15 protein-coding genes are annotated in these 16,034 nt (G+C 41.0%); 2 read left to right on the top strand and 13 right to left on the bottom strand.

The window, feature by feature from the left end:
* Positions 1-296: 296 nt before the first annotated feature.
* The 4 genes from H5182_RS20805 to H5182_RS20795 all read right to left on the bottom strand — a co-directional run bounded on the left by H5182_RS20805 (position 297) and on the right by H5182_RS20795 (position 1,882).
* The gene (locus H5182_RS20805) at positions 297-512 is read right to left on the bottom strand and encodes a hypothetical protein (protein WP_182760562.1); all 216 of its coding nucleotides are present in this window, start codon (positions 510-512) and stop codon (positions 297-299) included.
* 390 nt (positions 513-902) lie between these two features.
* The gene (locus tag H5182_RS22435; protein ID WP_259397404.1) at positions 903-1,037 is read right to left on the bottom strand and encodes a hypothetical protein; all 135 of its coding nucleotides are present in this window, start codon (positions 1,035-1,037) and stop codon (positions 903-905) included.
* Positions 1,038-1,095: 58 nt separating this feature from the next.
* Entirely contained in the window at positions 1,096-1,254 is a 159-nt protein-coding gene (locus tag H5182_RS20800) for a YqaE/Pmp3 family membrane protein (protein ID WP_064667813.1), read from the bottom strand.
* A 64-nt stretch (positions 1,255-1,318) separates the two neighbouring features.
* A complete protein-coding gene (locus H5182_RS20795) occupies positions 1,319-1,882 on the bottom strand; it encodes a BON domain-containing protein (protein WP_145236725.1) in 564 nt (187 codons plus the stop codon).
* 342 nt (positions 1,883-2,224) lie between these two features.
* Here H5182_RS20795 and H5182_RS20790 point away from each other — a divergent pair, with 342 nt between their 5' ends.
* The gene (locus H5182_RS20790; RefSeq protein ID WP_145236722.1) at positions 2,225-2,881 is read left to right on the top strand and encodes a LiaF domain-containing protein; all 657 of its coding nucleotides are present in this window, start codon (positions 2,225-2,227) and stop codon (positions 2,879-2,881) included.
* 37 nt (positions 2,882-2,918) lie between these two features.
* On the opposite strand, the gene H5182_RS20785 is transcribed toward H5182_RS20790, so the two are convergent.
* The 4 genes from H5182_RS20785 to H5182_RS22430 all read right to left on the bottom strand — a co-directional run bounded on the left by H5182_RS20785 (position 2,919) and on the right by H5182_RS22430 (position 5,697).
* Positions 2,919-3,077 (bottom strand): hypothetical protein, encoded by a 159-nt coding sequence (locus tag H5182_RS20785; RefSeq protein ID WP_182760561.1) that lies wholly within the window; start codon positions 3,075-3,077, stop codon positions 2,919-2,921.
* A 208-nt stretch (positions 3,078-3,285) separates the two neighbouring features.
* Positions 3,286-3,702, bottom strand: a complete 417-nt coding sequence (locus H5182_RS20780) for a VOC family protein (protein WP_182759015.1) — start codon at positions 3,700-3,702, stop codon at positions 3,286-3,288.
* Between the two features lie 249 nt (positions 3,703-3,951).
* Entirely contained in the window at positions 3,952-5,301 is a 1,350-nt protein-coding gene (gene pmbA / locus H5182_RS20775; RefSeq protein ID WP_182760560.1) for a metalloprotease PmbA, read from the bottom strand.
* A 261-nt stretch (positions 5,302-5,562) separates the two neighbouring features.
* Positions 5,563-5,697, bottom strand: a complete 135-nt coding sequence (locus H5182_RS22430) for a hypothetical protein (RefSeq protein WP_259398338.1) — start codon at positions 5,695-5,697, stop codon at positions 5,563-5,565.
* 11 nt (positions 5,698-5,708) lie between these two features.
* Here H5182_RS22430 and yjgA point away from each other — a divergent pair, with 11 nt between their 5' ends.
* Positions 5,709-6,236 (top strand): ribosome biogenesis factor YjgA, encoded by a 528-nt coding sequence (gene yjgA, locus H5182_RS20770; protein ID WP_145236713.1) that lies wholly within the window; start codon positions 5,709-5,711, stop codon positions 6,234-6,236.
* A gap of 773 nt (positions 6,237-7,009) precedes the next feature.
* Here yjgA and H5182_RS20765 read toward each other — a convergent pair.
* The 5 genes from H5182_RS20765 to H5182_RS20745 all read right to left on the bottom strand — a co-directional run bounded on the left by H5182_RS20765 (position 7,010) and on the right by H5182_RS20745 (position 15,776).
* Positions 7,010-8,380 carry a Gfo/Idh/MocA family protein gene (locus tag H5182_RS20765; RefSeq protein ID WP_182735737.1) on the bottom strand — a complete coding sequence of 457 codons (1,371 nt, stop codon included), beginning with the start codon at positions 8,378-8,380 and terminating at the stop codon, positions 7,010-7,012.
* Between the two features lie 277 nt (positions 8,381-8,657).
* Positions 8,658-9,731 (bottom strand): phosphotransferase enzyme family protein, encoded by a 1,074-nt coding sequence (locus tag H5182_RS20760; protein WP_145237130.1) that lies wholly within the window; start codon positions 9,729-9,731, stop codon positions 8,658-8,660.
* Between the two features lie 49 nt (positions 9,732-9,780).
* Positions 9,781-10,656 carry an NTP transferase domain-containing protein gene (locus tag H5182_RS20755; RefSeq protein ID WP_182735736.1) on the bottom strand — a complete coding sequence of 292 codons (876 nt, stop codon included), beginning with the start codon at positions 10,654-10,656 and terminating at the stop codon, positions 9,781-9,783.
* A 1,265-nt stretch (positions 10,657-11,921) separates the two neighbouring features.
* The gene (locus tag H5182_RS20750; RefSeq protein ID WP_182735735.1) at positions 11,922-13,991 is read right to left on the bottom strand and encodes a M13 family metallopeptidase; all 2,070 of its coding nucleotides are present in this window, start codon (positions 13,989-13,991) and stop codon (positions 11,922-11,924) included.
* 237 nt (positions 13,992-14,228) lie between these two features.
* On the bottom strand, positions 14,229-15,776 hold the full coding sequence (locus H5182_RS20745; protein WP_182760559.1) for a PAS domain-containing methyl-accepting chemotaxis protein: 1,548 nt from the start codon (positions 15,774-15,776) through the stop codon (positions 14,229-14,231).
* Positions 15,777-16,034 lie beyond the last annotated feature (258 nt).

The following is a 16,034-nucleotide window of genomic DNA, read 5'->3' as shown; positions in this document are numbered from 1 at the left end:
GTTCTAGGTTCTAGGTTCTAGGTTCTAGGTTCTAGGTTTACATCGTAATGTAGGAAATGGCTTTAGCCATGAAATTTTAACCGCGCGGCATAAAGCCCCGCCTACGCTTTAAACATCGGAGCTAGGTTTTAGGCTCTAGGTCCTAGTCACTTCCCTAGCACCTAGTACCTTTGTCTTCCTAGCACCTTTAATCTTTTCGCGGTGGCAAGCCACTCGCCTACAAGTGATTTAACACCGAGATAAACGTTAACACCCGTAGGCGTTAAGCTTGCTGACGTACAAACTCCGAGCCACATTTAAAACGCGGTGGCAAGCCACTCGCTTACAAGTGAGTAATTAAACACTGAGATTAACGTTAACACCATTAGGCGTTGAGCTTGCTGACGCACAAACACCGATACAATATTTAATATCGCGGTGGCAAGCCACTCGCCTACAAGTGATTTAACACCGAGATAAACGTTAACACCCGTAGGCGTTAAGCTTGCTGACGCACAAACTCCGAGCCACATTCAAAACGCGGTGGCAAGCCACTCGCCTACAGTGAGTAATTAAACACTGAGATTAACGTTAACACCCGTAGGCGTTGAGCTTGCTGACGCACCAACACCAAGCCACATTTAAAACGCGGTGGCAAGCCACTCGCCTACAGTGAGTAATTAAACACTGAGGCAAACGTTAACACCCGTAGGCGTTGAGCTTGCTGACGCAAACACACCAGGGCACATTTCAAAACGCGGTGATCGACCAGTCTATGATTATAATAAAATGAGAGGTTAAACATTCTTGGGGAAGGTTATAAGTGGATGTTCTTAATTAAAATAACAACATGCACTTATAATTTTGATATATAACATCCTAGCAAAATCCTTCTAGTATTTGATATTTATATACTCTGATATTTAAAGCCCATTCCTTGCTGCTTTTACTTCGCTCCTTGATGCGCTATTCATTAGCTCCTTCCATTGTTGTGCCGTCCAAAGTGGCTTTGCGCTTTTTACGATCCCTTGTTGGTTTTTCCTTAATACGTTATCCATAATGTTACTCCTTGCCATCTATTGGCTGTTCATCCTTGTTATATTTAACACTGTGACTCTAACGACGTGCGATTATATAAATTGCATGTATTAGACCAGGAATATACCCTAGTAATGTTAACAAAATATTAATCCAAAATTGAGCACCTAAACCAACTTGTAAAAATACACCAAGTGGTGGAATAAGCACTGAAAATATAATTCGTATTAAATCCATGACTCTCACTCCCTGAAATTTGTATAAGAAAGCCCAGCATAACTGGGCATTCGTGGCTTATAGATTATTCAGCTACAATAGTTAAGTTATCAACTACATCGCGAACATCTTCAGCATTCTTAGCAATTTTCACCGCTAGCTGTTTTTCAGCATCCGAACCAACAGTACCATTTAGCGTTACCACACCTTTATCGGTATCTACGTCAATATCCGTACCGCCTACTTCAGAATTAAATAAATAGCGTGTTGTAATCACGGTAGTAATTTTAGCATCCGTTAAATCACTTTCTGTGCTATCTGATTTCATCTTCTTGCTTTTTGTATCCGTGTTTTTAACGACCGTTAGCTCGTTATCAACATCAGTTACACCATCTAGACTTAAGATAAGCTCTTCCGCTAACTCTTTATCAAGCTCACTTTCAACTTTACCAGTTAGTACAACCTTGCCATTTTTTACATCAGTGTTAATGTCAAAGTTGTTTAAGTTAGTGTTCATTAACAGAACCGTTTCTGCCTTACCATCAATCCAAGCATCTTTACTTTCATTTTCCCAGCTATTTGCTTGAGCACCCATAGCGGTTGTACCAAGAACTAACGCTGCAATAATAGATTTGTTAAATGTTTTCATAATCTTTCTCCTTTTGATTAAAGACAATATGATTAATGCGAACATCAAGCCAACTTTTAAAACATTTAAAATCAATCGCTTAAACTTAATTTCATATAGCACTAGCTTTAGTCTTGGTAATTATTTACAGACTGCTCGGTAATTTATTCTGGTCGTTGCAAAATTAACCATTTAATAGCATTATTCGTTAATCTGTCGTTAATATAACAAACGCACCTAACGAAAATAAATTTAAATTATTGATTACTAAGCTAATTAATAAATGGCCTAAGCTTTGCTTTAACTATTGCAGTACTGACAATCGTAAAATACACCAACAGCATCACTTATAAGGAATACATCATGACTGTAAAATTAGAAGATCGCCCAATTGAGCAAGTGCGTGAACAAGTTATTGATCAATTAATATATAACTACAGTCATGCTGTTATTTCAGCTGATGCTTTTGAGCGTCGATTAGATCAGGCAATGGCTGCGAAAGATAACCAAAGCTTAATTGATTTGGTAAGTGACCTAGAATTAACAACCGATAGTAATTACCAGTGGGAAAAACGTGCGCAGTTTAGCCCAAACTATAGTAATAAAAGCAGCGATGAAACATTGCACTTGCGAAGTATCTTAGGATCAAACGAGCGCAGTGGGCAATGGGTAGTACCAAAAGAAATCCACCTGACGAACTTACTTGGATCTATTGAACTTGATTTCACTGACGCCATATTTCAGCATCAAAATATCACCATCCATGTCAATTGCTTACTAGGCAATGATGAAATTTATGTGCCAGAACACGTCAATGTTGTATCAAAACTGTTCAGTATTATTGGTAGTGTTGAAAACAAATCAGTGTCACTGAATAAACACCAAGGGCCAACCATTACTATCGAAGGAAAAGTTATTCTGGGCTCTGTGGAAATTAAAATTAAGCGCACCATTAAAGAAAAGTTTGTCTCATTCGCCAACAGCCTTAAAACCAGTTGGCAAGATATCAATAAACATTAATGGATAAAACACAGTTAAAGCTTAACACCCGTAGGCGTTAAGCTTGCTGACGCAAAAACACCGAAACAATATTGAATATCGCGGTGGCAAGCCACTCGCCTACAAGTAATTTAACACCGAGATAAACGTTAAAACCCGTAGGCGTTAAGCTTGCTGGCGCACAAACACCAGAGTACATTTCAAAACGCGGTGGCAAACCGCTCGCCTACAAGTAAGTAATAAACATCAAAGTAAATTTAACACCGAGATAAACTTTAGCACCGTAGGCGTTAAGCTTGCTGACGCAAAAACACCAGAGCCACATTTTGAAACGTGGTAGCAAGCCACTCGTACAAGTGATTAATTAAACACTGAGATTAACGTTAACACCCGTAGGCGTTGAGCTTGCTGACGCGAAACTAATGTTATAAATCATTATTACGCTCACTAGGAATATCACTTAAATATTCAACAAACTCTACTTCAAACCCTGCGGGGTCAATAAAATACACATTTTTACGAAATGGATTTACCGCACCAGGCTTATCAATACTGTAACCAGCGCTTTCTAAACGCGAAATTACTGCAGCAATATTATTCGTAACATAAGCAAAGTGCGCTAAGCCAACTTGATGTCCGGTTAAGTCACGGTTATGTTGTTCACCATGATCACTCAATGCTAAATACTGAAAATCATCGCCAAAGTGTAACCATTTTCGTGGTTTACCGTACCACTCCCCTTCGCCTTGACTTCTTATAGACCAGTACGGAAAAGCCGCCTTATAAAAGTGCAGCATAGCTTCAACATCATCGACTACCAAATTTACATGCTCTAAATACATAATTAAATTCCTTTATTTAAGTAATTAAAGCCACAATAAAACCTCAAGCAACGTTGAGGTAAAGTGTTTTTTATAAAAGATTTAATAACAAAAGATGTGTGAGGATAAGGGGTAATGAGAAAACAATATAGGTTAAAGGTGCTAGGTTTTAGGGCCTAACCCCTAGTGTCTTTCCTAGAACCTAGTTCCTTTAAAAAATTTGCGCGGCATAAAGCCGCGCCTACGCAAATTAAAACTTATAGCTTTAACCTAGCTTCCCGCAATCTGCATTTGTTCAATCAATACCGAACCGGTCTGAATTCCACCACGGCGCTCTATGTCACCGCCTATGCCACTAATGCCTTTAAACATATCTTGCAGTTTACCAGCGATGGTAATTTCGCTTACAGGGTATTGTATTTCGCCATTCTCAACCCAAAAACCGGCAGCACCACGCGAGTAATCACCTGTTACGGTATTAACGCCTTGGCCCATTAATTCAGTGACCAATAAACCAGTGCCCATCGTTTTTAACAACGCAGCTAAGTCAGCATGAGTTTGTTCTACTAACCAGTTATGAATACCACCAGCATGACCGGTAGGTGTCATATTCATTTTTCGGGCTGCGTAGCTCGCTAATAAGTAAGTTTGCAGATCACCGCCTTGAATGATTTCACGGTCGATAGTTTTTACCCCTTCACTATCGAATGGTGAAGACGCTAAACCTTTAAAAATATGCGGGCGCTCTGAAATATTAACGCACTTATTAAATACTTGCGTGCCAAGGCTATCCAACAAAAAGCTCGATTTACGATACAGCGCACCACCACCTATTGCAGACACCAAGTGACCAAACAATGAATTAGCTATATCTGCACGAAAAACAACTGGGACTTTCATGGTACCTAATTTTTTGCTATTGAGCTTAGCAAGAGTTTCACTCGCAGCCTCTAAACCTACTGCCGCAGCATCTTTCAAACCAGCTTGGTCTCGCGCTACGGTATAAGCTGAATCTCGCTGCATTTGCTCACCATCTTTACCAATCACCATAGTACTAATGCTGTGGCGAGTACGCGGGTAACCTGTGATAAGACCATGGCTATTACCATACACACGTAAACCTTGATGCGATGAAAAACTGGCGCCATCTGAATTAACAATACGCGCATCGGCATTAAGCGCTGCTTGCTCTGCAGCATGACACAATTCAATGCCCTGCTCAGGGCTGACATCCCACGGGTGGTATAAATCCAAATCAAGCGGAGCAAATTCAAGTAGGTCTTTATCGGCTACGCCATTATGTGGATCATCTGAAGTAAACTTGGCGATATCAATGGCTTTCTCTACCACTGTACGCAGTGTTTTGGGGTTTAAATCAGCTGTTGACGCAGAGCCTTTGTGATTACCAACGTACACACTGATCCCCAGCCCACCATCTTGGTTAAATTCAATGGTCTCGACTTCACCCATGCGGGTACTAACTGATAAACCTGAGGTGCTCGACATCGCCGCTTCAGCGCCAGTAGCACCGAGTTTTTTCGCGTGTTCTAAAACCTCTGCAACGGCATCTTTTATTTGAGAAATTTGAGTATAAATAGGATCTTGCTGTTGGCTTTTCATATTTTTAGTCCTGAGCTTGGAGCGTTTTGCATGCGCAATCATAATACTTAAATGCTAACACACTCACTGCATTGCATCAGCTAATATTAATCATTAAAAGAATCACGTATATACCCAAGCCACCTCAAGATACAGAATTCAGCGTTTCACAGGGGCTTAATATCAAGGCGTTACTTTGCAAGAATGGCAGTCCCTTTTAAGAAGTAATAACGATGAGAGTAAGTGCCTGTGAAACGCCCAACGGGTTGGTTTAAAAGCGATTTATACTGCGTTATTGATTTTAACAATAGAACCACTATTACTTGCAATCAATGCCTTGCCTAAATCGCTTTTAACTCCAACGACGCTCGCATCTTGAGGTGGTTTGGGTATAATGACTGCAGTTAACGTTATCATATGAGTACCCCATGGCGAAGAAAAAAGGCAAGCCTGCTGAAATTGAAGAAGAAATTATCTATATATCAAAAAGTGAGCTAAAGCGCGAAGCGCAAGAGTTTCATCAGTTAGGTGCTGAAATTGCCAAAATGGGGAAAAAACAGCGCGAGCGCTTACCCTTAAATGACGATTTAAAAGCGGCAATGGTTGTTGCAGACAAAATCAGTAACAAAAGTGATGCATATCGTCGTCACTTAAATTACATCGCAAAAACTTTGCGTACCGTTGAGAATATCGAAGAGATCAACGCTATTATCGACATTATGTTGAATAAAAATAATCAAGCCGAAGTGATGATTAAAAAGATTGAGCAATTACGCGATGATTTAATTGCCCAAGGTGATGATTTAGTCAATCAAACCATTGAGCAATACCCGACTATTGATCGTCAAAAGTTACGTCAATTGGTGCGTAATGCGGCAAAAGAAGTAAAAATTGAAAAGCCAGCTAAAGGCTATAAAGAGCTATTTCAATATCTTAAAGAAAGTATCATGCGCTAAACTACATTTAGTGTAGTAATGAATTGCCTATATTCAGTCTGGGTAGAAACACCCGCTATTTATAGGCAGTTACCGTTTAGTAAGCAGTAACGCCTCCCTCGCAGCAAATTAAAACCCTGTAAGCATTAAGCTTGCTGACGCACCAACACCACTCCACATTTTAAAACGCGGTGGCAAGCCACTCGCCTACAAGTAAGTAATAAACATCAAAGTAAATTTAACACCGAGATAAACTTTAACACCCGTAGGCGTTGAGCTTGCTGACGCAAAAATACCACACCACATTTTAAAACGCGGTGGCAGCCACTCGCCTACAAGTAATTAATTACACGCCAGAGTAAAATTTAACACCGTAGGCTTAAGCTTGCTGACGCAAAAACACCACTCCACATTTTAAAACGCGGTGGCAAGCCACTCGCCTACAGGTAATTAATTAAACATCAAAGTAAATTTAACACCGAGATAAACTTTAGCACCGTATGCGTTGAGCTTGCTGACGCACAAACACCACGCCACATTTTAAAACGCGGTGGCAAACCACTCGCCTACAGTGAGTAATTAAACACTGAGACTAACGTTAACACCCGTAGGCGTTAAGCTTGCTGACGCACAAACTCCGAGCCACATTTAAAACGCGGTGGCAAGCCACTCGTACAAGTGATTAAACATCAAAGTAAATTTAACACCGAGATAAAATTTAACACCTGTAGGCGTTGAGCTTGCTGACGCACCAACACAATATGCGCGAGTTTGCCTCGCGCAACTCTTAGCATTTAACCAACTATTCCTAGCGGTTTGGCACTTTGCCATGCACCACGAGTAAAATCTGGAATATCAATTGACGCACTACGATTACTAACTGACTGTGCTGACAGCGGTGATATAACAGACCAAGCCGCGCCGTCGTAAACATCTTGATCAAGCGCCTCGCCATTGCGTAAACAATAAATCATCCGCCAAAACATTAAGAAGTCCATGCCGCCATGGCCGCCGTTACGCTCTGCCTCTTCGCCCATTTTGGTCCACAGTGGGTGGTCGTATTTTTTATACCAATCAGCCATTTCGTAATCCCACTCATGGAAGCTCTTCGAACCACCATCTTCCAGCGCAATACGATTTGGAAAACCAGCAAACACACCGTTAGTGCCTTGAATTAAATTATGGCGCGAGTACGGCCGTGGCGTAGTGGTATCATGTTGAACCATAATACTGCGCCCTTTTACTGTTTTGATAAGCGTGGTATTCATATCGCCAGCAATATAATTAAGCTGATTACGTTGATGATCGGCTGGAAATTCTTTCTTTGCATAGGCGCTACGGCCCAGTGCCGGTGAACTCATCGAGGTTAAAAAATCAAACCGATCGCCGCGATTAATATTCATATATTGTGACACAGGGCCTAAACCGTGCGTTGGATACAAATTACCGTTTCGTTTTGCATGCCAAGCGGTACGCCAAGAACCAGTTTTATGCTCCACTTCTTTCATTTGCCAACGTAATTCATGAATATACGCCGCCTCACCATGTAGCAGCTCACCAAACACGCCTTGGCGAACCATATTCAATACCATTAACTCATCACGACCATAGTTGACATTTTCCATCATCATACAGTTCTTTTGCGTGCGCTCAGCGGTATCAACTAGTTGCCACATTTCTTCAACCGTCAATGCTAATGGCACTTCAACAAAAGCATGCTTGCCACTATTCATGGTATCGATTGCCATCGGTGCATGCCACGACCATGGCGTAGAAATAATCACAATATCAATATCATCGCGATTAAGCATTGCTTGATAGGCATTATCGTCGCCAGTATAAAGTGCAGGCTTAGCCAACCCTTTGTCAGTGAGGTAGTTAGCTGAACGCTGTAATACTTCGTCATGGGTATCACATATTGCTTTAATTTCTGTACCAGCAATATGACTCATACGCTTTACGTGGCCAAAACCACGCTGCCCTAAGCCTATAAACCCAACCCGTACTACATCCATTTTTGGCGCGACAAGGCCAATTACAGAGCGCCCTTGCGCTGGGGGAGTAATAACGCCACTTTGAGTACCCGTGGCACATCCTGAAATCACACTAGCCGCTGCCGTAGCACTCGCGGCTTTTAAAAAATCTCGACGATTAAACTGCTTCATTATTATTATCCTAGAACTAATCTAGTTTTAACTTACCTAAAACAGCTTGGGAGGTAAAGCAGATGGAGATGGATAGCATAGGAAAAGAAGGGGTTAGAATTAACCTTAACCCTTGGTATTTAACCAATCTCAATCGACGATGTAGGAAATGGCTTTAGCCATGAATTTTATAAGCCGCGCCTACGCTTTAAAACATAGGTACTAGGTTATAGGCTCTAGGTCCTAGTAACTTCCCTAGTACCTTTATCTTCCTAGCACCTTTAACCTTTAACCTTTATCACACATCTCTTAAAATAGCTTTAAGCGTGGTTTTTTTTGCGAGAATATCACGATATAAAGCAAACTGATTTTGCGCACGTTCTAAGTTATGGTTAGCATGCTTGATTGAAAAATAATGATCACCGTCAATGTAATCAGTTAAAAAACGTAGGCCAATCATAAAGGTCATTACTTTGGTGCCTAACCAAAAGCTTTGTTTTTCTTGTTCGGTAATCAAGTCTTTCAAAGGCTCTACATAACCTTTGACTACCGCTGCAAAAATCTCTTCACGCACACATACATTAGCTAAATCCGTTGAATCTTCTTGTTCAGGAGAGCAAAAAGTACGCACCATATCACCAAAATCATACAACCAATAACCAGGCATACAGGTGTCTAAATCAATCACTGCTTTGGCATCATTTGATGTATTACAAAACAGCATATTATTAATTTTAGTATCATTATGACATGGTCGAACCGGTACAATGCCCGTCAATGCTTTAAGCTCATCAATTAAGCCAAATTGCGCGAAACAAAAATCAACGTCAGCTTGGCAGCTGGCTAAGCGCTGCTGTGGATCTTTTGCAATCACAGCTTTGAGCTTTTCAGCGCGCATCGCTAAATTATGAAAATCAGGAATAACATGATGTAGTTGCTTGGCATCAAAATCTTCTAAAGCAACAGCAAATTGACCAAATGCATTGGCTGCAGTTTGCGCTTGTGAAGTATTTAAAACTACATCTTCACTATAACTGCCGCCAATAAATTCGAGTGCGCGCCAAACACCGTTATCACAATCAACTAAATAGTTATTTTCAACTGTAGGAACATGGCGGATGATTGCTAAATCATACTCGCCTAATTGACGTTTTTTAGTTAAATGACGTTCAATTAAACGAGCATTTTTAACTAACATATCTGGTTCAGGAAAAACCTCGGTATTTAGTTTTTGCACTACTAATGATTTTTTTGGTGCAGTTAATAGCATAGTGCTATTTATGTGACCACTACCAATTGGCTTCATGCTGATTTTTTCACTACCAAGACCAAAACTCTCAGACAAGTAAACCGCAATGGAATTTGACTTCATACTTACTTCGCTATTGTTGTGCCCTGGAAAAGGCAAGATCGGGGCTAGTTCATCCGTGACGTAATTCATATAATTTACCTGTAACATCCTGTAATTCTGATTTATAAGTCACTCCATACCACGACTCTTTTGCGGTATATATGGTAACTATTTGTTGATTAGATGTGATCGCTTGTTGAACTTGATCGGGTAAATAATACTCCATTCTGACACCGTTGTCATACTTTTGCAGAAACTCGTCAAAGCCTGCTTCTAGGCGGTCAAAAAATGTTGGCGTAATTGCCCAAAAACTCATTGATGCCAACGCATCCACGGCAATTTTCTCACGGAGCCCCTGCGGATTGTCACCCATTATTTGACCGTTCTCGTGCTGAATATTTAAATACTCAACAACATCAATTAATTGGTTATTTTTAACTTGGCATACGCCTCTATTCACCCCTCCTTGATCTGACAAAGTATCAATAATTGGGTAACCCACCATAGCCCAACTAGTCAGGTTTTTAAAATGTTCAGCGAGTAATAAAAATGACGACGCGCCATAATAATCATCGGCTGTGATGACGATCGCGGGGTTATGAACATGATCTTTAGCGCATAATAAAGCATGCCCGGTGCCCCAAGGCTTACTTCGCTGTTGTGCTAGTAATTGGAATTGCTCTGGCACTAAATCAATGTGTTGTTCAACCAACACAACATCAATCCCCGTTGGTAAGCGCGGTAAAATCACTTGCTCAATCTCGCTGCGCACAGCCTGATTGATCACTAATACAACCTGAGTTACTCCTGCGGCAACAGCATCAGCAATACTCAACTCCATAATGGTACAACCCAACCCAGCAATCTCAGCGATTTGTTTATTGCCACCAAAGCGAGTACCCAAGCCACCCGCGAGGACGACTAAACTTAGATGATGTTTTTTCATTTTTAATCAGCTTTAACGTTTAATAAAGCTGAGTTTACCAGTTTCAACCGCCAGATCTAGCTATAGGAGCTAGGTTTTAGGGGATAGGTTCTAGCCTAGCACCTAGTCACTTCCCTAGCATCCAGTACCTTTTTTAACCTTTCGCGGTGGCAAGCCACTCGCCTACAAGTAATTAATTAAAACATCAAACTAAAATTTAACACCCGTAGGCGTTAAGCTTGCTGACGCATAAACACCGAAACAATATTGAATATCGCGGTGGCAAGCCACTCGCCTACAAGTAATTAATTACACACCAAAGTACAATTTAACACCCGTAGGCGTTAAGCTTGCTGACGCACAAACACCACGCCACATTTAAAATGCGGTGGCAAGCCACTCGCCTACAAGTGATTAATTAAACACCAAAGTAAAATTTAACACCCGTAGGCGTTAAGCTTGCTGACGCACAAACACCACACCACATTTAAAACGCGGTGGCAAGCCACTCGCCTACAAGTAATAAACATCAAAGTAAAATTTAACACCCGTAGGCGTTAAGCTTGCTGACGCACAAACACCACGCCACATTAAAAATGCGGTGGCAAGCCACTCGCCTACAAGTAATTAATTACACATCAAAGTAAAATTTAACACCCGTAGGCGTTAAGCTTGCTGACGCATAAACACCGAAACAATATTGAATATCGCGGTGGCAAGCCACTCGCCTACAAGTAATTAATTAAACATCAAAGTAAAATTTAACTCCCGTAGGCGTTAAGCTTGCTGACGCACAAACACCGTTCCACATTTAAAATGCGGTGGCAAGCCACTCGCCTACAAGTTATTAATTAAACATCAAAGTACAACTTAACTCCCGTAGGCGTTGAGCTTGCTGACGCACAAACACCGTTCCACATTTAAAATGCGGTGGCAAGCCACTCGCCTACAAGTAATTAATTAGACACCAGAGTAAAATTTAACACCCGTAGGCGTTGAGCTTGCTGACGCAAAACACCACGCCACATTTTAAAACGCGGTGGCAAGCCACTCGCCTACAAGTAATAAATTACACATCAAAGTAAACTTTAACACCGTAGGCGTTAAGCTTGCTGACGCACAAAGAGAAGACAATGAGGGTAAATGCCATGGGCTTCGAGCAACGCGCTCCTAGTCACTTCCCTAGCACCTAGCCCCTTTCTCTTTAACCTTTAACCTTTTACTCCCCCTCAAAACAAAAACGGCGGCCTAAGCCACCGTTTAATCATCAAACTAATAAAAACTAATTACCAAATTTTTACGCGATCAGCTGGTTTGATATACATTTTGTCGCCTTCTTTAACGTCAAATGCTTGATAAAACTCAGGCATATTCGACAAGATACCGATCACGCGGTAATGGCTTGGTGAATGCGGATCTGTCATTAGGCGGTTACGTAGCTCTTCGTCACGGTATTTACGACGCCAAATTTGCGACCAACCCATAAAGAAGCGCTGATCACCGGTATAACCATCAATCACTGGCGCTTTATCGCCACCTAGCGATAACTGATAAGCAGTGAAAGCAACCGTTAGGCCACCTAAATCGCCAATATTCTCACCTAAGGTCAATTGACCATTAACGCTGGCATCTGCAAATGGTTGATACTCGTTATACTGTGCAACTAACTGACCAGTACGCTCTTCAAACTGTTTAAGGTCTGACTCGCTCCACCAATCACGTAAATTACCATCCCCATCATACTTAGCACCTTGGTCATCAAAACCATGCCCTAACTCGTGACCAATTACCGCACCAATTGCACCGTAGTTAACCGCATCATCAGCTTCTAAGTTAAAAAATGGTGGTTGTAAAATTGCCGCAGGGAATACAATTTCGTTATTCACCGGGTTATAGTAAGCATTGACTGTTTGTGGTGTCATGTGCCATTCAGAACGATCCACTGGCTTGCCTAGCTTGTCAATCATATCAGCATAAGCCCATTCACTATGACGAATATAGTTACCAACTAAATCATCCGCATTAATGCTTAACTGTGAATAGTCTTTCCAGTTATCAGGGTAGCCAATTTTTGGGGTAAACTTATCTAGTTTTTCTTTTGCAGCAAGCTTGGTTTCTGGGCTCATCCACTCAAGATTTTCAATTGCAACGCCATAGCCTTTGATCACGTTATCAACTAACTCTTCCATGCGCGCTTTTGCTTCTGGCGGGAAATTGTCTTTAACGTACACTTTTCCTAAAATTTCACCTAACACTTCATTTGATGCATCCACGGCTTGTTTCCAAAGCGGTGTTTGCTCTTTTACGCCGCGTAATGTGGTGCTGTAAAAGTTAAAGTTTAAATCAACCAGATCTTTATCTAATATACCAGCGTAGTTACTTACTAAATGAAATTTAAGATATTGTTGCCACGTTTCAAGATCTGTTGTTTTATAAATATCGGCAAATTTTTCAAAGTAGCTAGGCTGACTGACGATAATATCTTGTACGTTTACACCAGACGCTTTGAAGTATTCAGCAAGGTCAAACTCACCTGTTAGCTTACTTGCATCACTCACGCTCATTTTATTATAAGACTTTGTAGCATCACGACTTTCAACACGCGTCCACTGTGCATCAGCAATACTGGTTTCAAGTGCAATAATTGCTTTAGCAGCTTCATCGGCTTTTTCTACACCTGCGCGTTTTAGAACGTCAGCAATGTAAACTTGGTACGCGGCACGAATTTTAGTGAACTTTTCGTCGTCTTTTAAGTAATAATCACGATCCGGTAAGCCAAGGCCTGATTGATACGCATATAATGCATTTTCACTCGAGTTCTTAGCGTCATTATTTACATACCAACCAAATGGCACCGCGCCACCTTGAATACGTATTTGCGCCATAAGTGCGACTAAATCAGACTTATTTTTAACACCATCAATAGCAGTTAACGGACCATTTAGCGGTGTTATACCTAATTCATCACGCTTGGCTTCATTCATGTAACTCTTAAAGAACGCACCTAGCTTATATTCATCAGTTCCGGCTTTAGCAGCTGTATTAGCAGCCGCTTGTTCAAGCACTGTTTTCATTGCGGCTTGCGAGTCATCATACAATTGTGAGAATGAACCGTAATTTGATTTATCGCCAGGGATCTCAGTCGTCGCCAACCATTGACCATTAACGTGATAATAAAAATCATCCTGCGCACGGACCGACTTATCTATATTTGCTAATTCAATACCTGAATTAAGAGCTGTTTTCACTTCACTAACAGCATTGCTTTCTGGCGCTTTAACATCTTGTTGTTCACCACAGCCAACTAGGCCCAGCGCAAGTGCAATACTTGCTGCAGTGAGCGATATTTTTTTCATGGGAATCCCGTAAATCATTATTGTTGATAATACAAACCGTTTAAGCAGCTTAATAATAAGCTGCTCGCTGATCCCATCATAAACCTCATCGGAGCAACAATAAAATCGAATATGTAACAATTCGTATCAAAACTCTAATACGGTTATCTATCACACTGCTTTAGCAGTCATTGATTATCTAAGATTGGATTAAAAAACTTACAAACGTATTAATTTATTATCCGAAGCTCAGGCTGATTATTTAAACCTTACCACTAGCTCGTGCAGCGCCTCCGATACTGTTTTTAATAATGAAATAGCCTCAGCGGTATCTTTTGCATCAGTAAAGCTGTAATTAGCTAACTCTGAAATGCGAAGAATTTGCTGATTCACGTCCTCAGCAACATGTGACTGTTGTTCAACAGCAGTCGCCATTTGGGTCGACATACTCGCAATTTCACCTACAGCCTCAGATACACCTTGAAGCATTTCGCTACTTTGCAGCACTTGATTGAGACCATGCTGGGCATTTTTACCACCTTTTTCTGCAACATCGACAGCTCTTGTAGCCCGTGTTGTTAATTCATTCACTATGTCATAAATATCTTTAGTGGAATCTTGAGTACGTTTAGCTAAATTACGAACTTCATCGGCTACCACTGCGAAGCCACGCCCTTGCTCACCAGCACGCGCAGCTTCAATGGCGGCATTGAGTGCTAATAAATTGGTTTGTTCAGCAATTTGTTCGATTATTTGCGCAGCTTCGGCAATATTTTTGGTTTGCTCAGAAACTCGCTGTACGGATTCGCTGATTTCAAGAACAGTATCGCGGAGCTGTTCAATAGCTTGCTGTGTGGCATTCGCAATTTGACCGCCTTTAATAGTCAATTCGTTTGCAATATCAGCATGTGATGCGGTATCAGTAACATGCTTTGCCACATCAGCAATCGTGGTGGCCATTTGATTCATTGCCGCCGCAGCTTGCATGGTTTCATTTTGCTGTTGCTCAATTTTATCAAGCATGGTCTTGGTTAAGCGTTCACCAATATCTGACTGCTGCGACACTCTTTTTGACTCATTCTCAATCCGTGTGATCACAGCTCCTAAGTGTGCTTGTTGACTTTTAATTGCCACTTTTAAATGACCCAACTCCCCCGTGTCATCAGTGTAACTGCTAACCGCCAGTGAATGAGAAAATGCCCCTGATAACATTTCATAAAGTGCATTAACCATACGTTTTTTGGCTACTAGTCCCCATATTGCATAACCTAAAATAGCAGCAATAAAAAGCAATAATGCCGGACTTTGCCAACCCATAGTAAATAACAACACTGATGCAATAGTGACAATAATCAAAGCGATATTTTCCACCGCAATCGGCAAACTTAGCTGTTTGCTATTCTTTACTATGTTTTTATATAGCGCCTCTGTCCGCTTAACATCAGTTCTGCTAGGACAAGAACGCACCGACTCATAACCCGTGACCTTACCACCCTCAGTCACAGGAGTTATATAGGCATCAACCCAATAAAAATCACCATTTTTACAACGATTTTTAACTAAGCCCATCCAAGACTTCCCAGCTTTTAAATGCTCCCACATAACTTTATAAGCAAGAGAGGGCATATCTGGATGACGAATAATATTGTGGGGCTGACCTATTAATTGCTCTTTAGTAAAACCACTAATGGCTACAAACTCATCATTACAATCAACAATTTGACCTTTTAAATCAGTCACAGATATGAGTTTAGAGCCACTAGGAAAAGTTCTTTCTGTCGTAGTGACGGGAAGATTTTCGCGCATATTTATCCCTTAAATTATCAACGCTTAAAATATAGTCTAAAAAGCACAGCACACCAAATTATCTAAAAAAACAACTCTTTTCGCGGTGGCAAGCCACTCGCCTACAAGTAATTTGACACCAAAGTACAACTTAACTCCCGTAGGCGTTGAGCTTGCTGACGAACAAACACTACATTTAAAACGCGGTGGCAAGCCACTCGCCTACAAGTAATTAATTAGACACCAGAGTAAAATTTAACACCCGTAGGCGTTAAGCTT

It is taken from the genome of Pseudoalteromonas sp. SG44-17, from assembly GCF_014164235.1.
In the GTDB taxonomy this organism is placed as follows: domain Bacteria; phylum Pseudomonadota; class Gammaproteobacteria; order Enterobacterales; family Alteromonadaceae; genus Pseudoalteromonas; species Pseudoalteromonas rhizosphaerae.
The sequence above is the reverse complement of the archived record's forward strand: the minus strand, read 5'-3'. Positions and strand labels throughout refer to the sequence as shown.